Raw genomic sequence first — 21,035 nt, forward strand, 5'->3', positions numbered from 1 at the left:
CCACCTCCTTCGGGCTAAGCGGCTGCGGTCCTTCCGCAGCAGGAGGTTCTGTGCGTATGTCGGTGCCGGCAGCGATCGGCGCACGGCACACAGACTTCCCCACTTTACTACAACGGGGGCTCAGTAGCCACCGACGCGTCGGGCCAACCGAGCGTTGAGCGCGCCCACGCGCAGGGGGATCACGAACAGGTCGATCAGCATGAGCAGCCACAACAGACCCAGGAAGAACCAGCCGATCAGGATCCCCACGGTGAGCCACCCGATCGCGGAGAGCACCAGGTAGAAGATCCCTTGGAAGGGCTGGGCCAGGTAGAACTTGTGGACGCCGAAGTTGCCCAGGAAGAACCACAGGACATAGGCCAGCACGATGGACCTGCCGCCCACCACGTTGACGTTGACCGGCTGGCCGACGGGGCGCTGGTGACCCCACCCGGGCGCGGTGCCTGCGGGGCCGAAGCCGACGCCCTGGCCGTAGCCGCGGGACGGCTCGTCGCGGCGCGGTAGCGGTTGTGCCGTGTAGTACTCCGGTTCGTCGGCCATGATGAACCCCTCTTCCACTCCCCGGTTGCCTTGATGCAACCGATCCCATCCTAGGAGCGCTGGCTGGCCCTCTCCCGCTCGGTCAGCGTCGAGCGCAACTGCACGTCCGTGTCCAGGTCCTCACCGTTGGTCCGGGCCGTCACGTCGATCCCGAAGCCCACGGTCCCCGAGTGCTGCCGCCCGTTCTGCAGCCAGGTCACGGTGGCCACCGCGGGGCGGAACCGCACGGCGTGGAAGGCCAGGGGATCGTCGTCATCCTGTGCCAGGAGCAGTGACGGGCGGGACTGCAGTTCCCACCGAATGTTGGACACGCCCGGCGGGACCTCCGTGGGAGCCCCGGTGGGTGAAGCACTGGGCGAAGCGGAGGGTGACGCCGCGGGCCCGCCTCCCAACTGCGCGGGCAGCGGGCACTGCGCAGCGTCGAAGCGCAGCACGCGTTCGCATTGGCCCACGGCGTCCTGAACGGCCCGCTCCGCGCCCTCCCACATGTGCGGCGACGCTGTGAAGTCCAGTTCGACCGCGGCGGACCGGGGATCGCTCATGGATATTTCCGCGGAGGCATGTTCGCTGGCCAGGAGATACGAGTCCTCGGGCATCGCGATGTCGTAGACCCCGGGCAGGCCCTCGAACTGCCACGTGCGCGCGGGTGACCCGGGATCGGAAGGGTCCGTGGGGAAGAGCTCGGAACCGTGCGGACGCACCTTGTTGCCGTTGACGGACGCCGCGTCCACCGCCGCGGGCAGTCGGACGTCCACAATAGCGTTGTCGCGTTCCACCAATCGCCACGAGTCGTTGAAGGGGCCCCAGGACGCCACCTTCTCGACCGTGTACTCACGGTGCACGGTGGAACCGTCCCCCAGGTGGATGTCCACCCCCACCGCGGCGTGTTCCCCGTGCTTCTGTACCCCCACGAAGTCGTGGCCCTGCGGGCGGTTTGCGGCATCCCGGTACACCCCGTTGGACAGCAGCTGCGCCAGGGGGCGGTCCCCGCCGATCAACAACGGTGCGAGGACCTGACGGGAACTGCCGCCCTCGAGGTACCCCAGGTATCTGCCCACGGGAGCCTCGGGATCCCGCGAGACCAGGAAGTAGTTGGCGAGCGCGGCCCACACGGTGGACACGACCGCGACGAACACCAGCACGAGCAACAGGGGTAGGCGGAGGGAACGCCAGGACGGCAGCCTCAGACGAGCGAGGGTCTCGGAGTCGCGCGGTGCCATGCCGGGTTCTTACTGGACCGCGGACGCGCCGAGCGCCGCAGCCTTGCGTCCCCGGAACATGTCCACCACGACCGCCACCACCAGATAGATGAGAAAGACATAACGTACTACGGCCAATATATCTTGGGCACTCCAGCCGAGTTCCTCGACCCACGGCAGGGTGGGCCATGCCGAGGCCGGCAGCACCACGGTGGCCCAGTAGAGCACTTCCACCACCTGCCACAGCCCGAACTCGGTCCAGTTGCGACGGCACAGGATGACGAGGGGCACGAGCCACACCACGTAGGTCAGGGAGTACTCCTTGGCCAACAGGATGTAGAGCGCGAGCAACAGGAACGTGATCTGCACGGCCGAGGGCTCCCGCTTGCTGAGCAGCGCGATCAGGAGCACGAACACGAGCGCCAGGATCATGCTCAGCAGGACGTACTGACCGTCCGCGCCGGTTCCCAGGGACACCCCGGTGCGCGGTTCAACGGTGGAGCTCCACACGTTCCACAGCGAGGGTTGTTCGGTGTCGGAGCGCACCATGTCCCCGAACTGGGCCCGCCAGCGGTCCCACGCCGTGATCATGTACGTCCCGTTGATCAGGGCCCACGCGACCACGGCCCAGATGAACGCGGAGAGGATGTCCTTGAGGAACCGGTGACGCGCGGCCATGATCAGGATCGCGAGCAGCACCACCACGGGGAAGAACGCCACGGAGGCACCGAAGCCCACCATGATCCCCGCGAGCGCCGGGTTCCCGCGTACGTAGCCCAGCAGGGCGAGCATCATGAACAGCACGGCCCACAGGTCCCAGGACTGGAATCCCACGAGCACGATCACGGGGGCCAACGCCATGACCAGGGCATCGGAGCGCCGGTTGCCGCTCAGCGAGGAGACCACGCCCACGATGGCCAACCACACGAGGGCCAGAAGGATCAGGGAGAGGTCCAGGTAGAAGCCCTGGCCCACGTCCAGACCCAGCAGGGAGGTCAGGTTGGAGGCGAACCACCCGATGATCGTGGTGATCATCCCCACGAGCACCGGCTGATCCCCCGTGGGACCCCCGGTGAAGAACCCCCCGGCCACGTCCGACGAGCGCACACTGAGATCCCCGGTGCCGATCACCGTGGCACACAGCTCGGGAACCTGCTGGGCCATGTTCCAGTCCGGTACCCGGCACGGGATGCGCAACAGGTAGGCCATCATGACCGTGTACAGGCCGAGGCCCAGCAGCATCAGACCGGCATTGCCTCCCGATCTGTTGCGCGCACCTTCCAGGCTCATGCGGGATCTCCTCGGAACGCGGGTACGGATGCTGTCAGTGTTCCACGGGGGCGGAGAGTCCACGCGTCATGGCGCGAGTGTTCCGCTGCGGTACCTCGGCGTGGCCCTCTCCGTCAGGAGTCGATGACGCCCTTCTCACGCGCCCAGGACACGAGGCGCTCGCGTGCCACGTCCTCCCCCACGGCGCCCTCGTCCAGACGCATCTCCAAGAGGAATTTGTACGCGCGGCCCACCTGGGGCCCGGGCGGGATGCCCAGGATCGCCATGATCTGCTGGCCGTCCAGCTCGGGCCGGACGGCGTCCAGCTGTTCCTGCTCGGCGAGCTGGTCGATGCGGTGTTCGAGCTCGTCGTAGTGCCGGGCGAGCCGGGAGGCCTTGCGCTTGTTGCGGGTCGTGACGTCCGAGCGGGTGAGCCGGTGCAGCCGCTCGAGTTCGTCCCCCGCGTCCCGCACGTACCGGCGCACTGCGGAATCGGTCCAGTCGGCGTCACCATATCCGTAGAAACGCATATGCAGTTCCACAAGGCGGGTGACCCGCTTGATCGTGTCATTGTCGAAGCGCAGCGCCTTCATCCGCTTGCGCGTGAGCTTGGCCCCCACCACCTCGTGGTGCCGGAAGCTCACGACGCCGGATGGTTCGAAGCGGCGCGTGGCGGGTTTTCCCACGTCGTGCATGAGCGCCGCGAAGCGCAGCACGAAGTCCGGGGCGGGCACAGGGCCGTCCGGACCGGTCTCCTTCTCCGCGGCCTGTTCCATGACCGTGAGGGAATGTTGGTAGACGTCCTTGTGATGATGCGCCTCGTCGGTCTCCAGCTGCAGCGCGGGCACCTCCGGGAGCACGATCTGCGCGAGTCCCGTGTCCACCATGAGTTCGGTGCCCCGGCGGGGATGGGCGCCGCAGATCAGCTTGACCAGTTCCTCGCGCACCCGTTCGGCGGAGACGATCTCGATCCGCTCGGCCATCGCGGTCATGGCCTCCCGCACGGGCTCCGCCACGGTCAGACCCAACTGGGAGCTGAACCGCGCGGCACGCATCATGCGCAGGGGATCGTCCGTGAACGAGTCCTCCGGGGTCCCGGGGGTGCGCAGCACACCGGCGTGCAGATCCTTGATCCCGCCGAACGGGTCCACGAGCTCCATGCCCGGCAACCGCAGGGCCATGGCGTTGACGGTGAAGTCGCGGCGTCGCAGGTCTTCGGTCAGATCGTCCCCGAAGGCCACGGTGGGCTTGCGGGAATCGGGGTCGTACGCCTCGGCGCGGTAGGTGGTGACCTCCAGCTGCATGCCGGACTTGCGCATCCCGATGGTTCCGAATTCTCGGCCGATCTCCCAGTGTGCATCCGCCCAGTCCCGGATCAGCTCGAGGGTCTGATCGGGGCTCGCGTTCGTGGTGAAGTCCAGGTCCAGCGCGTCCCGGCCCAGCAGGAGGTCGCGTACGGGCCCGCCCACCAGGGACAGCTCGTATCCGGCGCTGTCGAAGAGGCGCCCCAGCTCGTGGGAAACGGGGTGAAGTGAGGAGGTGTCCAGCAACTGCGTCATGATGAGCGTCATTATCGCATCACGGCGAGCGCCGTCGGCCGGCTCGGGGCGGCGTCTGCGTCGGCGGGTGCGAGCGGAATGTGCCGTCGGCCGGCCCGGCCGGCCCGACCGGAGCGGGCGTCGTCGGGCCCGCGGCGGTACAACCGCTCTCGACCGCAGCGGACGGACCGCCGCCGGACCCATATCAGGGAGTGTCCCGGGAATGTCGCTAAGGTAGATGGCATGGCTTTCCCCGTACCCAGCGCGCCCAAGAGGCGACCGAACCAACCGGTCTCCGCGCTGCCCACGGTGGAAGAGGTGTCGGCCGGTGGGATCGTGGTGGACCTGTCCGATCCCACGCATCCGGTGGCCATCATTGCTCGGATCAACCGCGGTGGACGGCTCGAGTGGTGCCTTCCCAAGGGTCATCCCGAGGGCGAGGAGACCAACGAGGAAGCCGCCGTGCGGGAGATAGAGGAGGAAACCGGAATCATGGGCCGCGTGCTCTCCCCGCTGGGCAGCATCGACTACTGGTTCACGGTCTCCGGACACCGCGTGCACAAGACCGTCCACCATTTCCTGCTGGAGGCCATCGGCGGATTTCTGACCACGGAGAACGACCCCGACCACGAGGCCGTGGATGTAGCGTGGTCCGGGATCGACGCCCTCGGCCGGAAGTTGTCCTTCCCCAACGAGCGGCGCATCGCGGACATCGCCCGGGAATACATCATTCACCAGTTGTAGGCTGTCCCGTCCGATCCGTCGTGCGCCGTATCCGGCCCGTCCCCCCGCGCAGGAGGCCTTGATCCATGCAGAAGTCCGGTGCGCGCTCCAGCGCGATCATGGCCTCCGGGACCCTGGTGTCTCGCATCCTGGGGTTCGTCAAGACGTTCCTGATCACGGTGGCCATCGGTTCCGCCGCGACCATGGCGGACGTGTTCCAGCTGGCCAACACACTGCCCAACCTGATCTACGTGCTGATCGCGGGCGGTGTGTTCAACGCGGTGCTGGTGCCGCAGATCATCAAGGCGTCCAAGGCGCAGGACGAGGGCGCCGATTACATCTCCCGGCTGATCACACTCGCCGTGATCGCGCTGTTGGTGATCACCGCGGCGGTCGTGCTGTTGGTGCGCCCCATCATGAATCTCATGGGCCCGGGGTGGTCGGATGCCCAGCTGGCCATGGGCACCACGTTCGCGCTGATCACGTTCCCCCAGATCTTCTTCTACGGCCTCTACACGGTCGTGGGTCAGGTGCTCAACGCCAAGGGTGCGTTCGGTGCGTACATGTGGGCCCCGGTGCTCAACAACGTCATCGCGATCGCCGCCCTGCTGGTCTTCATCCAGCAGTTCGGTCCGTTCCGCACCAACCCGCACACCCTCGAGAACTGGACCTCCGCCCAGACCTTCTGGCTCGTGGTCATGGCCACGGTGGGTGTCGCCGCGCAGGCCTTCATCCTGTTCTGGCCGCTCTCCCGGCTGGGACTGCGGATCCGCCCGCGCTTCGGGTGGCGCGGGATCGGGCTGTCCACCGCGGCGCGCCTGGGCGGCTGGACGCTCGCCACCGGCGTGATCGCCAACCTCGCGTTCATGGCCCTGTACCGCACCGCGGCGATCCCCACGGGTGCCCGGGCGGACATCGCGTCCGGTCCGGGTGGGGCGCCCCCCATCGCGGGTACGGCCGTCCTGGACCAGGCCACCATGCTCTACGCGCTGCCCCACGGGGTGATCGGGCTGTCCATCGCCACCGTGTTGTTCAACCGCATGGCGGCCGCGGCGTCCGAGAAGGACCGTGACTCCCTGGTCTCGTCCCTGTCCTCGAGCCTGCGGGTCACCGGTGTGGCCACCGTGTTCTGCATGGTGGCCCTGATCATGTACGCGGGTCCGCTGGGCATGCTGTTCTCCGGTGGTGTTCCCGCCGCGGGCGCGGTGATCGGTCAGGTCATCACGGTGATCGCCATCGGCGCGCCGTTCATGTCCACCGCGTTCATGCTGGGCCGCGCGTTCTACGCCCAGGAGGACGCGCGCACCCCGTTCCTCGTGCAGCTGGGGGTGTCCGTCTTCACCGTGATCGCCGCCGTGCTGATCGCCCGGGTCTTTCCACCCGAGCACATGGTGTTCGCCGTCGCGGCCTGTTATGCCATCCAGAACGTGCTGGCCACGGTGATCTACCACTACGCCCTCACGCGGCGGATCGGGGACTACGGCCTGTCCCGGATCGTGAGCAGTCACGTGCGCATCCTGGCCGCCTCGCTCGTCGCGGGCGTGGCGGGAGTCGTGACGCTGTGGTTGCTCGGCGGGTACCGCACCGACGGTTTCCCGTGGGGTAATCAGGCAGCAGCCCTGATCAGCCTGGCCGTGGGCGGGCTCGTGATGGCCGCCGTGTATGCCGTGGCCCTGAAGCTGTTCCGAGTCCAGGAGTTCACGGGTTTGCTGGCCCCGCTGCGCGCCAAACTCGGCCGGTAGACTGCCCGAAAGATCGTTCTCGCGCCCGTGCGACCCCCGTGGCGCCCGATTACCAGAGGGAGCCACCGTGTCCCAGCCCATTGCGCTTGGAGCCGTTCTGGGGGGCCGTTACAAGGTCACCGCGTCCCTGCTGAGCACCGCCGAAAACGATCACGTGCTCCAGGGCGAGGACCAGATCCTGCGCCGCCGGGTCTCGATCCTGGTGCCCTCCCCGGCTCACGAGTCGCTGCTCGTGGACAACGCGCGTTCCCTGGCCGCCGGCGCCGGGCACAGCGGCTTCCAGGTCCTGGACATGGGTCAGACCGAGGACTCCACCTACCTGGTCACCTCCTATGCACCCACCGCGGACCTGTTGGACGCGCTGCTGGTCCAGGACGACGACGCCGACGACTACTCCCTCTCCGACGACATCTTCGGGGACTCCCGCTCGGCCGCCTCCTCCGCCTACATCTACGAGGAGCCGGACCCCACACAGCCGCAGCAGACCGTCTCCCGGGATCTTGAACCCTCGGCGCGCCCCGCCGTCACGCGCTGGAACGCCTCCGACTACGACGATTACGACGACGCCCCCGCCGCCCCGTCCGTGCGCAACAAGCTCGGCTTCGCGCGCAAGGTCCGCCCCGACGCCGTGCGCTCCACGATGTTCGACCGCGCAGCCACCCGGGGCGCTGCCGCCGGGGCGACCGCAGCAACGTCGGCCGAGGCGATCGATCCCACCTACGACGGCGACAACCGCTACGAGAGCTACGAACGGACCGAGGGCAAGCCTGGGCGCCTGGATGAACAGCCCTCCGCGCCCCGCTCGGCCCGCGATGACGACGCCGCTCACGACGGCACCGCGGCCATCCGCACGGTCGCACCGGCCTCCCGTGCAGCGGCCGGGCATGCTTCGGCATCGGACGACGACGCCGCGTCGCTCCCCGACACGGCCCCTGGTGACGACGCTGCTCCCCTGGACGATCCCGCCGCCCCGGCCAGGACGGCCGCCGGTGGTTCGGATGCCGCCGCGTCCGCCGAGAGCGTGGGTACGGCCCATGCCGCCGGGGGCGGGATGATGAACGCCGCGGCGACCACCGCGGCGGCGGGCGGGATCGCGGGTGCGGCAGCGGCGTCGTCGGCGAACGCATCCGCAGGGCACTCCCCCGCGGGGACGGACACCGCAGCGGCGCGCACCGCGGACGGGGCGAGGGAGCCCGCGGCCGGCGGCGCAGCCGCACGCACCGCCCACGCCGCCGAACGCGAGCATGCCGTTGATCCGGCGGGCGCGGGTGGCGCCCGGCCCGGCTCCACCGAACGATCCCGCAAGGGTCCGCTGCGGTGGCTGTTGCTGGTGTTACTGATCATCGCGCTGATCGCGGCGATCGTGCTGGGTTTCCGCGGGCTCGGTGCGCTTACCGGGCAGTTCGGACAGGGCGGGGCCCCGCAGGAGAACGCAGCGCCGAGCGGGCCCGCGGGCTCCCCCGCGGCGTCGAACACGCCGAGCCCGGCCGCCACACCGCAGGTCGGGACGGTCACGCGGGTGACCCAGGACCCGAACTTCATGACCGACACGGACGCCACGCTGGGCCAGGCCACGGACGGCAACCCGGGGACCTCGTGGCTGAGCTACGGTTTCTCGAACTCCCAGTTCGGGAACCTAGTCCAGTACGTGGGACTCGCCGCGCAGCTGCAGGACCCCGCACCCGTCCGGGAACTCACGATCCAGCAGGACGGTGGCACCGGCGGACAGTTCACGGTGTACGTCTCGGACAGCCCGTCGCTCGACGGCGCGCAACAAGTGGGCACGGGCTCGTTCACCGGGCCGCAGGTCAGCGTCCCGCTCTCCGAGGCCGCGCAGAACGACCCGCACCGGTACGTCCTGGTGGTGTGGAACGAATTGCCGCGACTGAACAATCCCATCGGCGGCTACCCGTACGGCTTGCGGATCAGCGAGCTGTCCGTGCGCTGAACCCGGTGACGCCGCCGAACGGAATATCTGGCGGTACTCCCCACGTTCTTGGGTGTAGTTGACATCCGCACACGCGGTGACTCGTGGAAAGGTTTCGTACCAGTGAGCAATCAGCCCGGCATTTTCGCGAATGCTGTGAACCTCAAGGTCGGCGGCGCGGCGGAGGCCTCCGCTGCGTCCGAGGACGCCCGCACCACCTCCGCGGACGACGCCGTTCACGACGTCGTCATCGTGGGTTCCGGTCCCGCGGGGTACACCGCCGCCATCTATACGGCGCGCGCAAACCTCAACCCCGTGGTGCTGGCCGGGTCCGTGACCGCCGGTGGTGAACTCATGAACACCACGGACGTGGAGAACTACCCGGGGTTCATCGACGGCATCATGGGCCCGGACCTGATGAACAACATGCAGCAGCAGGCCGAGCGCTTCGGGGCGGACATCCGCTACGAGGACGTCGTCTCCGCGGAACTCGACGGAGAGATCAAGACCGTGACCGTGGAGGACGGGACCGTGCTGCGCGCCCGCGCGGTCATCATCTCCACCGGTTCCGAGTACCGCAAGCTCGGTCTCGAGGACGAGGAACGGCTCTCCGGCCACGGTGTGTCGTGGTGTGCCACGTGCGACGGGTTCTTCTTCAAGAAGCAGAACATCGCGGTGGTGGGCGGCGGTGACTCCGCGATCGAGGAGGCCACGTTCCTGACCAAGTTCGCGGACAAGGTGACCCTGATCCACCGCCGGGACCGGTTCCGTGCGTCCGAGATCATGCAGCAGCGCGCGTTCGACGACCCCAAGATCGAGATCCTCTGGAACACCAAGGTCACCGGGATCCAGGGCGCGGACAAGGTGGAGTCCCTGGCCCTGGAGGACACCGTCACGGGTGAGGCCTCTGAGCTGGCCGTGACCGGTCTGTTCGTGGCCATCGGCTCGGACCCCCGCGTAGGACTCGTGAAGGATCAGCTCGAGTTGACCGTGGACAACACGATCGCCGTGGACGGGCGCAGCTCCACGACCTCGCTGGCCGGTGTCTTCGCCGCCGGCGACGTGGTGGACGCGACCTACCGCCAGGCGATCACCGCCGCGGGCTCGGGCTGTGTTGCCGCGGTGGACGTGGAGCACTACCTCGCGGCCCTCGACAGCTGATCCGAACCCACCCGACAACCCACTCCTGCCCGGAACCGCCGGAACGATTCGGCGACCGAGCGGGGAAACCCATCGAAAGGAAACGCACATGAGCTCTGCAAAGGACGTCACCGACGCCAACTTCAAGGCCGAGGTGCTCGAGAACTCCAAGCCCACCATCGTGGACTTCTGGGCCGAGTGGTGCGGTCCGTGCCGCCAACTCGGACCCGTGCTGGACGCGATCGCCGCGGAGCACGCGGATCACGTGGACGTGGTGAAGGTCAACGTGGACGACAACCCCGCGATCGCCTCCCAGTACGGCATCACCTCAATCCCCGCGGTGTACCTCTTCGCGAACGGCGAGGTCGCCAAGACCTCGATCGGTGCCAAGCCCAAGTCCGCGCTCGAGAAGGAGTTCGGGGACTACCTCAACCCCTCCGCGTGACTCATCCGACCCGGGCCCGCATCATATACGTGCGCGGGCCCGGGTTTTCTCGAACCCAATTGCAGTGTGCGAACCACACCGTGGGAGTGGCTCGCCGACCCCAGGGAGACCACGTGCCGCCATCCACCCCCGGAGCCGCGCTCAGACACGGTATGACCGACCGCCGCATCACGGGTCTCAGGGAACGCCTCGTCAGGGCAGGGGGCGAAGACCTACCCCTGGCCGGCGACAGCGTGCCGGACCCCACGGTCTTCGACGACTGTGTGGACCACGCCGTGCGGGTGTTCCAGCAGCGCAAGGGGCTCATTGTGGACGGCGTGGTCGGTCCGGAGACCGAGGCAGCACTCAACGACGCCCAGTACAGGCTGGGTGACCGTCCACTGTTCTTCGACGAGGTGGCCCCGTTGCACGGCGACGACGTCGAGGAGTTGCAGGACAACCTTTCGCTGTTGGGTTTCTACTACGGGCACCTGGATGCGGTGTTCAACCGACAGACCGAGTACGCCGTGAAGGAACTCCAACACAGCCTGGGTGTCCCGAGTGACGGCACCGTGGGTCTCGATACCCTCTCCGGACTGGCTCGCGTGCGCAAGAAGATCACCTCAGCCAAGGCCTTCTCCTTACGAGATCACCACCGGCTGGAGAGCCTCCAGGAGGCCCTCCGTGATCGCCTGGTGCTCCTGGTGCCCTCCGGTGCCGGTCCTCAGGTGTCCCCAGCCGGGGCCCCGGATTCGTTCGCCGCGGATCAGGATGCTATCACCCTCGACGTCGCGCAGCGCACCCGCGACCTTCTCCGCGCGGTAGGCGCCAAGCCCGTGATCGCAGCAGCCCAGGGCGCCGGCGCTTCATCGTCAAGTGCTGGACCGGAGGACTTGGACGGGAGCGTCCCAGAGGTCCCCGAGGTCCTCCCCGACGACGCCCTTGTGCTCACCCTGCAGTGTGAGTGGAACTCCTCGCCCCTGGCCCAGGGTGTGGCCACCTTCTTCTGGGGTGCACCGGACACACGTCAGGCGTACTCCCCCGTGGGTCAGCTCGCGTCGGACATGATCCTGCGTGAGCTGGTGGCCCGCACGGGTGCCCTGGACCTGGGGAGCCATGCGCGGCAGTGGAGTGCACTCCGTGAGGTCCGTACCGCGGCGGCATGGGTCGATCTGGGATACCTTTCGAACGAGGATGAGGCCTCCCGGCTGCGGAGTGGTGAGTACCGCGCCCGTTTGGCGGAGGCGCTTCTGTGTGGCCTCCAGCGTGTTCTGGCGTCCACTCCGGAACCCACCGCCACGGGAACCATGAGCCTGGCGGACATCCAGGACTATTACCGTAGGGACGGCTGAACGCACCTCATCATGGGGCGATAGCGACTCGTTGGAGACAAGGCTGATCGCCTTGCTGGTGACACTCAATCTCCCGGCTGATCTGTTTAGGTGATGGAAGTAGGGCCGCGATGTTTCACGTGAAACATCGCGGCCCTTATTCGTGGCTGCGGAAGCTCAGTTCGCGTCCAGCTTGGGGTCCAGCACGTCGATGATGCGGTTGAGGTCCTCGACCGATGCGAACTCGATCGTCATCTTGCCCTTGCGTGCACCGAGCTGGATCTTCACGATCGTGTCCAACTTGTCGGAGAAGGCATCTGCGATGTAACCCAGTCGGTCATCGTGGCGGGTTACGGGGGTCTTCCGCTTGGTCGCGTGTCGCTTGAGACCGTCGGAGAGGGCGACGAGCTCCTCCGTGGCGCGCACCGACAGCCCCTCCGCCACGATCCGCTGGGCGACCCGCTCCATCTCGGCGGGATCCGTTAGCGCCAACAGGGCACGCGCATGTCCCGAGCTCAGTACCCCCGCGGCCACGCGACGCTGCACGAGCGCCGGGAGTCGGAGCAGGCGCAGAGTGTTGGAGATCTGCGGCCGGGAGCGTCCGATCCGTTCCGAGAGCTGCTCCTGAGTGGCCCCGAACTCCTCCATGAGCTGCTGGTACGCGGCGGCTTCTTCAAGGGGGTTGAGCTGAGCCCGGTGCAGGTTCTCCAGCAGGGCATCCCGCAGGAGATCATCGTCCGCCGTGTCCCGAATGATGGCAGGGATGACGGCCAGACCGGCCTCCTGAACGGCTCGCCACCGCCGTTCGCCCATGACGAGCTCGTACTTCTGCTCTCCCTTCTCATGACTGGGACGCACGACGATGGGCTGCAGGACACCGAGTTCTTTCACCGAGAAGGCGAGCTCGGCGAGCTCGTCCTCATCGAAGTCCTGGCGCGGCTGTTTGCGATTGGGGTGGATGTCCATAACCGAGATCTCCGCGAAGGTCGCTCCGGGGATGCTCTGCAGGTCTTCCTGGGCAGAGTGTTCGGTAGTCACGGCCTGTCGCTGTGATGCGATGACATCCGCCGCGGGGATATTCTCTCCGACGGTGTCTGCAGCACCATCGGCGGAGGCGGAAGGAGGCGCTATGTTCTGCGTGGTAGAAGATTGGACCGATGTTTCACGTGAAACGTCGGCAGAACCGGACTTTACCTGCTGGTTCTCCTGACCGGCATTCGTGGGTGTATTGCGCACGGTCTCCTGGTGGGACCCATCCGCTGCACTCGAGGGGGTCACCTCTCCGGCCTGCGAAGAGTCACGGACTTCGTCGGTACGCGAAAAGTCGTCAGAGTTTTTCGCATCAGTTTCTTCGTCACCACTCGATGGTAAGAAGAACATGTCCACCGGGCGGCGCACATTCGTTGTACTGCGTAGGGCCTGGCCCATGTCCCTCCGGGTCCGTGGCGACTTGCTTCCACGTGATGCCGGAGCCTTCGGGGAATCGGATGTTTCACGTGAAACATCGTCGGATCGTGACCCAGCGACGTCGGCACCGTCTTTGGTCGTACTCACCTGCGTCTTAAGCTTGGCCGCGTCTGGTTTAGTGCCCACACCCTTTTCGGAGCCCGCTTCCCCCGTTTTAGTCGATCGCGAAGACCGACGTACTGAGGTTCCACCTCTATTGCCGTCACCGGTCGGGCCGGCTTTCTTACCAGCTGCCTCAGCGTCGGCGCCTGATGCCTCGGTCTTGTTGCTCTTCGCCGCGGTCTTCTTGGGGGTTGCCGTCGCCCGTGGAGTTGCCTCCTGGCGATCCTCGTCGGCAGACTTCAAGGCGAGGGTGGCCCGTACGCCCTTGGCAGTACCGGCTTTACGAGACGAGCTCCGACCGGGGGTCTCGGTCGCGCCGCTTCGAGAGGACTGCTTGCCACTACTTGCGGTCTCCCCAGGGTCGACCGCCGGCGGTGTCGTTTGCTCCTGGGCGTCCCCGCTGGGGATGAGAGCGCCTAAACCGCGCCCGAGACCACGACGTCGTTCTGCCACGATGAATTCCTCCCGGTGGTGATGGTGTATCCATCGTAGTCAAGAACGGATCGTTCATATGACCCATTCACCGGCGGTAACCGCGCGCCTGACATCAGATTGCCCCGGATGTTTCACGTGAAACATCCGGGTCATGATGGAAAGATCTATTAGCGCAGCGTTTTGCGACCTGGCGCCCGCCAGCTCCAACTAGGCAGACAGGGGCTGCATTGTTCGCGGTATCGGAGATGCCTACTCGGCCGCACCGGATCCGCGGCTGGCCAGTTCCGCCGCAGCCTCCAGGTACGACAGCGCTCCGGTGGAACTGGGGTCGTAGGTGATGACGCTCTGCTGATAACTCGGTGCCTCCGAGACACGAACCGACCGGGGGATCATGGTCTCCATGACCTCCCGGGGGAAGTGCTGCCGGACTTCGTCGGCCACCTGCGACGCCAGGTTCGTCCGCCCGTCGTACATCGTCAGCAGGATGGAGGACACCACGAGCTTCGGATTCAAGTGCTTCTGGATCATGGCGATGTTGTTGAGCAGCTGGCTCAGCCCTTCGAGCGCGTAGTACTCGCACTGGATGGGGATCAGTACCTCGGTCGCCGCGACGAACGCGTTGATCGTGAGGAGGCCGAGGCTGGGCGGGCAGTCGATGAACACGTAGTCGAGACGGGGGAGCCCATGCTCCTCGCGCGATGTCGCGTACTCCGCCAGAGCCCGCTGCAATCGCTGTTCACGAGCCACCACGGACACGAGTTCGATCTCGGCACCGGCAAGGTCGATGGTCGCCGGGAGGACCCACAGGTTGGACACCTCGGGGGACTCCTTAACCACCTCGGCCACCGGCACCTCGTCGATGAGCACGTCATAGACGGAGTCCGCATCCGCACCGTGGGGAATCCCGAGTGCGGTGGACGCGTTGCCCTGCGGATCGTTGTCCACGACCATCACGTTCTGGCCCTGCTGCGCGAGCGCCACGGCGAGGTTGACCGACGTACTGGTCTTCCCTACACCACCTTTCTGATTGCTGATGGTGATGTAGCGCGTGTTCTCGGGGCGGTCCAGGTGCACGTTCTTGAGCTTGGCGCGGCGCTTGTTCTCTTCCACGAGTTTCCTCCCCAGGGCGGTATCCGCCACCGCGTCTTGTGCCGTCACTCCTGCTTGACCGTCTGTTTCACGTGAAACATGGCGTCCGCGATCAGGAACAACTTTTTTTGTTTGCGAAATTGGATCAGGCGGCAATCCGAAGTCGTGTCCACGGGTACGTCCTGAGGTGGGCCGTTCCGGCTCGGTCATCGACTGTCCCTTCCGTGACTGGTGCGGTGCTCCTAGTAGCTTATCGACAAGGCCGCACCGGCAACGACGGATTCACAGCACGAGCCGGACCACCGTGGTGGGTTCCTCCAGGAGGTCCTCGCCCACGGTCACGACCTCCGAGGACCGAACCCCGAAACGATTGAACTTCTTGCTCGCCTTGCGCAGCTCGTCCTGGGCGGAGCGTCCCTTGAGCGCGAGCAGCTCACCTGAACCCTTCAACAGCGGCAGGGTGATGTCCACCAGACCGATGAGCGCGGAGACGGCTCGGGCCGTGACCACATCCACCGGGCCCACCTGGTTCTTCGCCTGTTCGGCGCGCGCCCGCAGCACACGGACGTTGTCCAGGCCGAGATCCGCCGCAATCTCCTCGAGCCACGCGACACGGCGCTCCAGCGGCTCGATCAACGTGATGGACAGATCGGGCCGGGCGATCGCGAGGCACAGGCCGGGAAGGCCGGCCCCCGAGCCCACGTCCGCGACGTGAGCGTTCCGCGGGATCAGGCTCTCCACCACCGCGCAGTTGAGTACGTGACGTTCCCACAATCGCGGGGCCTCACGGGGACCGATCAGTCCACGGACGATGCCCGAGGACGCCAGGTGCTCCGTGTAGCGCCGCGCCAGGTCGAGGCGGTCATCGAAGATCGTGCGCGCCGCGGCCTCGTGCTCACCGAGCTCGGGGGCTGGCTGGGGCTCGGGAGCGGGACGCGACGCGCCCTCGGCGCCCGACCCGTTCTTGTCCTGCCCGGACGCGGCGGGGTGCGGGGTGGAACGCGACACGGTCACTGAGCCGCCGAGACCACGATGTGGCGCCCGGCGCCGTCGCCCTCGGACTCGGAGACCAGACCGGCGTCCGCGATGGCGTCATGGACGATCTTGCGCTCGTACGGGGATAGCGGGGGCAGGTGCACGCTGCCGCCCTCGGACTCGACCTTGGCCACGGCGTCCTGCGCCATCTCGCGCAGCTCCGAGGCTCTCTCGTCACGGTGCCCCGCGATGTCCAAGATCAACCGGCTGCGCCGCTGCGTGGCGCTGAGGACACACAGCCGCGCGAGTTCCTGCAGCGCCTCGACCGTCTCGCCGTTCTCGCCCACGAGCTCTCGCAGAGGGGAGTCGTCACCGTCCTCCGCGACCACGGAGACGTACGTGCGGCCGTCCCGGACCTCGATGTCGATGTCGCCGTCGATGTCCGCGGTGTCGAGGAGCTCTTCGATGTAGTCCGCGGCGATCTCACCCTCCTCCTCGAGGGGGGAGAGCTCGGAGGTCTGCGCGTCGGAGGACGCGTCCTGCGAGGGCAGCTGCTGCTGTTCGTCGATGTCGTTCATCGGGTGCGACCTCTCAGCCGTTCTTCTTGGCCTGTTGCTTCTGGCGCTTCTTGGACACGGGCTGCTGACGCTGGCCCGCCGCCGCGCGTTCACGCTGCTCCTCGAGCTTCTCCTCGTGTTCCTTCTTGGTCATGCCCACCGGGGGCAGACCCTTGGCCGCACGGCGTTCGTTGAGTTCACGCTCCGCCTGGGACCCCTTGGTGGGGTTGTTGCGGATGACCCACCACTGCTGGCCCATGGACCACAGGTTCGAGACTGTCCAGTAGATGAGCACACCCAGCGGGAAGTTGATGCCACCGATCGCGAAGATGAGCGGGAACAGGTAGAGCATCATCTGCTGCTGGCGGTACATGGGCGATTCCTTGGCGGCATCGCTCATGTTGCGCGCGGTCAGCTGCTTCTGTGTGATGAACTGCGTGGCACACATGGCCACGATCATGACGATCGCCAGCACGATGGTGGCCGTGTGGTTGCCCGCACCCGGCTGCATCAGGGTGGAGAACAGGGGAGCGCCGAAGATCGTGGAGTCGTTGAACTGGTGGACCAGCTGCGGCGTGAGGACGTGGATGGACTCGTCGTTCTGGGCGGCCTGCGGGACCGAACGCAGCACCTGGAACAGCGCGAAGAAGATGGGCATCTGCACGATGATCGGCAGGCACGCCGCGAACGGGTTGGAACCGTGTTCCTTGTACAGGGCCATCTGCTCCTCGGCCATGGCCTGGCGGGAGAGCTGGTCCTTCTTGCCCTTGTACTTGGCCTGCAGCTTGGCCATCTCCGGTTGCAGTTCCTGCATGCCGCGCATGGACTTGATCTGCTTGAGGAACAGCGGGATGGTCAGTGTACGCATGACCAGGGTCAGGCCCACGATGCACAGCACCCAGGTGACACCGGAGGCCGGATCCATCCCGAGGGCGGTGAACAGTTCGTGGAACACCCACAGCACGGCGGAGACGATCCACCTGAAGGGGAAGAGAATGATGTCGAAGAAGTTCATCGAGCGTTGGCTCCTTGAGCCGCGTGGTCGTCACGGGCCGGGCAGTCGTGCACGTGGTCGCGCACGAGGGTCGGGTGGTTGAGCAGAACGATTTTGGGGGTCGAGGCCACGGAGGGGAACTCCCGACCGCCGCTCGGGACCCTATCGATCCCGCCGGCCGCCCACGGGTGGCAGCGCAGCAGACGTCTGACGCTCAGTCCCAGTCCGCGCACCGCGCCGTGCACGGTGAACGCCTCCAGCGCGTATGCGGAACAGGAGGGGAAATACCGGCACACGTCTCCGTACAGCGGGGAGACAATCGTGCGGTAGAGCTTGAGCAGGGCGATGCAAAGATTCTGCGGAAGATGCTTCATGGTGCGCACGAGGCCACCGCCGGGGTTGTACTCGTGCGGCGCGCGCGCGAGGAGTTGCTCGGGAGACGGACGTGATGTCACGTGCGGGCCTCCTTCTCGACTCTGTACAAGCAACGTTACGGCATCCGCCGCGTACGCAGCGGGGAGGTCATCGCGCCTTGCGCAGCGCGGCATGCAGGGCGTCGCGGTAGTCACGCCCCAGTTCGTCCCACCCTGCCGCGGCGGCCGCGGGCAAAGCACGGACGACGACGTCGAGCCCGGCCGGGTGTTCGCGGACGGTCACGGCAGCGAGTTCACGCAGGCGGCGCTTAACCTTGTTCCTGACCACGGCGTTGCCCACCGCCTTGGAGACGATGAACCCCACGCGGGACGCCTGCTCCGTGGTGCTTCGCACGGATACGACGACGTTCCGGCGGCCACTGCGGGCGCCGGAACGTACGGTGTCTGAGAACTGCGCCGAGGTCCGCATCCGATGCCTGGTGGGCAGCACGATGCGAACCTCGCGAGTTGACGATGAGTTAGGCCGACAGGCTGGCGCGGCCCTTGCTGCGGCGGGCGCCGATGATGGCGCGGCCGGCACGGGTGCGCATGCGAGCACGGAAGCCGTGCTTGCGAGAGCGGCGGCGGTTGTTGGGCTGGAAAGTCCGCTTGGGCATTAGTCACTCCACGAGGTTGGACAACGGCGCGCCAACTGCGACGGATCACAGGGGACGCACGCGGTACGTATTTGGGGGCATGCGGACGCGCAGAAATCGCAATCCTACACGCACAAGACTGATTCACAGTAGTCAAAAGGGCCACACCGGTCAAATTGCCGCACACTACGATCGGCGGTCCGGTGGGCTGCCAGACGGGCGGCCGTGTCCCTCCACAAGTGTGTACACCGCCCCCCGGGAGCATGTGGAAAAGCGCCGGATCACACCCCGCCAGAGCAAGTTATCCCCAGGTGGGAACTACACAGTTGTAGTTCTGTGCACCGGCTCCGACGGGCTATGTCGAGCCCGGAACCATGCTCTAGGCTGAGGTTTGCGGCCGCCCCCACGAGGTTATCCACCGCTGTGTACAAGTCTGTGGAAAACTGGGGCTTCCCCGTATCTCACGTCAGGAGTCGTTCATGCAGCAGGACAACAGGGCTTTGCTCGAGCAATGGGCAGAGTGCGTCCGCGTCATGAACGAGAACCCGCGGGTCACGGGACGGGCACGCGGGACCATCGCGGTGTGTGAACCCCGCGGCCTGATGGGCACCACGCTGCTGATCGCGGTCCCGAGTGAGGCCACGCGGGAATTCCTGCAGAACCGCCCCATGTCCGAGATCCTGGACGAGAGCGTAGGCCGGGTTCTGGGAGCGGACACGCTCGTGGCATTCGTCGTGGACCCCGAGCTCGAGGTCCAGCCGCCCACCACTCGCGCCGCGACCGACGCGCGGTCCTCCGACCGCACCATCCCCTCGCTCAACGAGCTCGAAGCCGAACGTACGCCCGGACTCTTCCAGCCTGCTCCCGGCCGCGATGCGCCGTCGGGCGAGAGCGTCCCGCGCTCCCCGGCCGGCCTGGCAACCACCGAGCCCGGCGACGGCGCCGGCGAGTACGACGATCTGCCCCCGCGCCGCCTACCCGAAGCCGCGCCCCCGGGGCCGCAACAGCGCGAGGTGCTCAGCACCGGCAACGGTTCGGACACCAGCCCGGCGGATTCGGAATGGGACAGTTCCGCCCGACTGAACCCCAAGTACGTCTTCGACTCCTTCGTGATCGGCCAGTCGAACCGGTTCGCCCACGCCGCAGCCTTCGCGGTCGCAGAGACCCCCGCCAAGGCATATAACCCGCTGTTCATCTACGGGGATTCGGGTCTCGGCAAGACCCACCTGCTGCACGCGATCGGGCACTACGCCAAGCGGCTCTACCCCAAGCTGCGCGTGCGGTACGTGAACTCGGAGGAGTTCACCAATGACTTCATCAACTCCATCCGCGACGACGAGGGCTCGTCTTTCAAGGGCATCTACCGCAACGTGGACCTGCTGCTGATCGATGACATCCAGTTCCTCGCGGGCAAGGAGCACACGCAGGAGGAGTTCTTCCACACCTTCAACGCGCTGCACAATCACGAGAAGCAGATCGTGATTACCTCGGACATGCCGCCCAAACAGCTCACGGGATTCGCCGAGCGGATGCGCTCCCGCTTCGAGTGGGGACTGATCACGGACGTGCAGCCGCCCGAGCTCGAGACCCGGATCGCGATCCTGCGCAAGAAGGCGATCAGCGAGGGGATGGACGCCCCGGACGATGTTATGGAGTACATCGCCTCCCACATCTCCACCAACATCCGCGAATTGGAAGGGGCGTTGATCCGGGTCACGGCCTTCGCGTCCCTCAACAAGCAACCGGTGGATCTCCCGCTCGCAGAGCTCGTGCTGAAGGATCTGATCACCGACGACGGGGGACAGGAGATCACCGCGGCCTCGATCCTGGGGCAGACCGCCGCGTTCTTCAACATCACCCTGGACGAGCTGAAGTCCAAGTCCCGCACGCGCACCCTGGTGACCGCGCGCCAGATCGGCATGTACCTGTTGCGGGAACTCACGGACATGTCCCTGCCCAAGATCGGTCAGGAACTGGGCGGGCGGGACCACACCACGGTCATGCACGCGGACCGTAAGATCCGCACGCTCATGGCCGAACGCCGACAGATCTTCGATCAGGTCACGGAGCTGACCAACCGGATCAAACAACAATCGCGCGAGGGCTAAGACCCGCCCCGATCACGCGACACCCGGAGACGGGCCCTCGGAACACGGTTCCGGGGGCCCGTTCTTCTTGTGATTCGTCCACAGGCCGAGCCCGCGGATCCACTGCTTTCGCCGCCCACGGTGCACAGGAAAATTCGGGGGTGTGGACGCGCTGTGCACAGTCCTGTTCAGCGCCGTGTGGAAAAATCTGTGGACAACGCAGAACAGGCGGTGGACAACCGCCGCGCATCGGTGGGCGAGCCTGTGGAATCCGCGGAATCACGCGGAAGTTGTGCACTCGGCACGCACAAGGCAATCCACAATCGTCCACACCGGATCAACACCCTCGAACCGCGGGATTGCTGAGGAACAGGCAGTTATCCACAGAGTCCACAGGGGTTATTAACACTTCTACCCCTTAAGAAAAGATCGACCGAATAACAAAAATCCGGTTCTCTCCGGCCGAACGGCTCCCCGGGATCTCTGT

19 protein-coding genes are annotated in these 21,035 nt (G+C 66.5%); 7 read left to right on the forward strand and 12 right to left on the reverse strand.

Annotated features, from left to right (window positions below):
- Positions 1-120: 120 nt before the first annotated feature.
- The 4 genes from ACW9PK_RS05690 to ACW9PK_RS05705 all read right to left on the reverse strand — a co-directional run bounded on the left by ACW9PK_RS05690 (position 121) and on the right by ACW9PK_RS05705 (position 4,567).
- Positions 121-540: a TM2 domain-containing protein gene (locus ACW9PK_RS05690; protein WP_239320638.1), complete on the reverse strand. Its 420-nt coding sequence runs from the start codon at positions 538-540 to the stop codon at positions 121-123.
- 50 nt (positions 541-590) lie between these two features.
- The gene (locus ACW9PK_RS05695; RefSeq protein WP_457016992.1) at positions 591-1,760 is read right to left on the reverse strand and encodes a hypothetical protein; all 1,170 of its coding nucleotides are present in this window, start codon (positions 1,758-1,760) and stop codon (positions 591-593) included.
- A gap of 9 nt (positions 1,761-1,769) precedes the next feature.
- Entirely contained in the window at positions 1,770-3,029 is a 1,260-nt protein-coding gene (locus ACW9PK_RS05700) for a glycosyltransferase 87 family protein (protein WP_457016994.1), read from the reverse strand.
- A gap of 113 nt (positions 3,030-3,142) precedes the next feature.
- On the reverse strand, positions 3,143-4,567 hold the full coding sequence (locus ACW9PK_RS05705; protein ID WP_457016996.1) for a CCA tRNA nucleotidyltransferase: 1,425 nt from the start codon (positions 4,565-4,567) through the stop codon (positions 3,143-3,145).
- A gap of 222 nt (positions 4,568-4,789) precedes the next feature.
- On the opposite strand from ACW9PK_RS05705, the gene ACW9PK_RS05710 reads away from it, so the two are divergent.
- The 6 genes from ACW9PK_RS05710 to ACW9PK_RS05735 all read left to right on the forward strand — a co-directional run bounded on the left by ACW9PK_RS05710 (position 4,790) and on the right by ACW9PK_RS05735 (position 11,854).
- Positions 4,790-5,290, forward strand: a complete 501-nt coding sequence (locus tag ACW9PK_RS05710) for an NUDIX hydrolase (RefSeq protein ID WP_064845478.1) — start codon at positions 4,790-4,792, stop codon at positions 5,288-5,290.
- Positions 5,291-5,355: 65 nt separating this feature from the next.
- Positions 5,356-7,011 (forward strand): murein biosynthesis integral membrane protein MurJ, encoded by a 1,656-nt coding sequence (gene murJ, locus ACW9PK_RS05715; RefSeq protein WP_206478822.1) that lies wholly within the window; start codon positions 5,356-5,358, stop codon positions 7,009-7,011.
- Between the two features lie 67 nt (positions 7,012-7,078).
- A complete protein-coding gene (locus tag ACW9PK_RS05720; RefSeq protein WP_457016999.1) occupies positions 7,079-8,959 on the forward strand; it encodes a hypothetical protein in 1,881 nt (626 codons plus the stop codon).
- A 102-nt stretch (positions 8,960-9,061) separates the two neighbouring features.
- A complete protein-coding gene (gene trxB / locus ACW9PK_RS05725) occupies positions 9,062-10,099 on the forward strand; it encodes a thioredoxin-disulfide reductase (protein WP_206399043.1) in 1,038 nt (345 codons plus the stop codon).
- Positions 10,100-10,187: 88 nt separating this feature from the next.
- Entirely contained in the window at positions 10,188-10,523 is a 336-nt protein-coding gene (trxA, locus tag ACW9PK_RS05730) for a thioredoxin (protein ID WP_085107233.1), read from the forward strand.
- A gap of 152 nt (positions 10,524-10,675) precedes the next feature.
- Positions 10,676-11,854: a peptidoglycan-binding protein gene (locus ACW9PK_RS05735; protein WP_085107230.1), complete on the forward strand. Its 1,179-nt coding sequence runs from the start codon at positions 10,676-10,678 to the stop codon at positions 11,852-11,854.
- 156 nt (positions 11,855-12,010) lie between these two features.
- Here the strand turns inward: ACW9PK_RS05735 and ACW9PK_RS05740 are convergent, their stop codons facing one another.
- The 8 genes from ACW9PK_RS05740 to rpmH all read right to left on the reverse strand — a co-directional run bounded on the left by ACW9PK_RS05740 (position 12,011) and on the right by rpmH (position 18,482).
- Complete coding sequence (locus ACW9PK_RS05740) at positions 12,011-13,219, reverse strand: ParB/RepB/Spo0J family partition protein (RefSeq protein ID WP_408649550.1); 1,209 nt, start codon at positions 13,217-13,219, stop codon at positions 12,011-12,013.
- Between the two features lie 867 nt (positions 13,220-14,086).
- Positions 14,087-14,947 carry a ParA family protein gene (locus tag ACW9PK_RS05745; RefSeq protein WP_370520549.1) on the reverse strand — a complete coding sequence of 287 codons (861 nt, stop codon included), beginning with the start codon at positions 14,945-14,947 and terminating at the stop codon, positions 14,087-14,089.
- A 261-nt stretch (positions 14,948-15,208) separates the two neighbouring features.
- Positions 15,209-15,799 carry a 16S rRNA (guanine(527)-N(7))-methyltransferase RsmG gene (gene rsmG, locus ACW9PK_RS05750; RefSeq protein ID WP_457017169.1) on the reverse strand — a complete coding sequence of 197 codons (591 nt, stop codon included), beginning with the start codon at positions 15,797-15,799 and terminating at the stop codon, positions 15,209-15,211.
- A 137-nt stretch (positions 15,800-15,936) separates the two neighbouring features.
- Positions 15,937-16,479 (reverse strand): Jag family protein, encoded by a 543-nt coding sequence (locus ACW9PK_RS05755; protein ID WP_457017003.1) that lies wholly within the window; start codon positions 16,477-16,479, stop codon positions 15,937-15,939.
- A 13-nt stretch (positions 16,480-16,492) separates the two neighbouring features.
- The gene (gene yidC, locus ACW9PK_RS05760; RefSeq protein ID WP_457017005.1) at positions 16,493-17,473 is read right to left on the reverse strand and encodes a membrane protein insertase YidC; all 981 of its coding nucleotides are present in this window, start codon (positions 17,471-17,473) and stop codon (positions 16,493-16,495) included.
- Positions 17,470-17,907 (reverse strand): membrane protein insertion efficiency factor YidD, encoded by a 438-nt coding sequence (yidD, locus tag ACW9PK_RS05765; protein WP_064845486.1) that lies wholly within the window; start codon positions 17,905-17,907, stop codon positions 17,470-17,472. Before yidD ends, yidC begins: the two co-directional genes overlap by 4 nt.
- Before the next feature lie 67 nt (positions 17,908-17,974).
- On the reverse strand, positions 17,975-18,295 hold the full coding sequence (gene rnpA, locus ACW9PK_RS05770) for a ribonuclease P protein component (protein ID WP_241180851.1): 321 nt from the start codon (positions 18,293-18,295) through the stop codon (positions 17,975-17,977).
- A gap of 49 nt (positions 18,296-18,344) precedes the next feature.
- A complete protein-coding gene (gene rpmH, locus ACW9PK_RS05775) occupies positions 18,345-18,482 on the reverse strand; it encodes a 50S ribosomal protein L34 (RefSeq protein ID WP_035962803.1) in 138 nt (45 codons plus the stop codon).
- Between the two features lie 458 nt (positions 18,483-18,940).
- Here rpmH and dnaA point away from each other — a divergent pair, with 458 nt between their 5' ends.
- Complete coding sequence (gene dnaA, locus ACW9PK_RS05780) at positions 18,941-20,569, forward strand: chromosomal replication initiator protein DnaA (protein ID WP_064845487.1); 1,629 nt, start codon at positions 18,941-18,943, stop codon at positions 20,567-20,569.
- The last annotated feature ends 466 nt before the right edge of the window (positions 20,570-21,035 follow it).

It is taken from the genome of Kocuria sp. MNB10, from assembly GCF_054073685.1.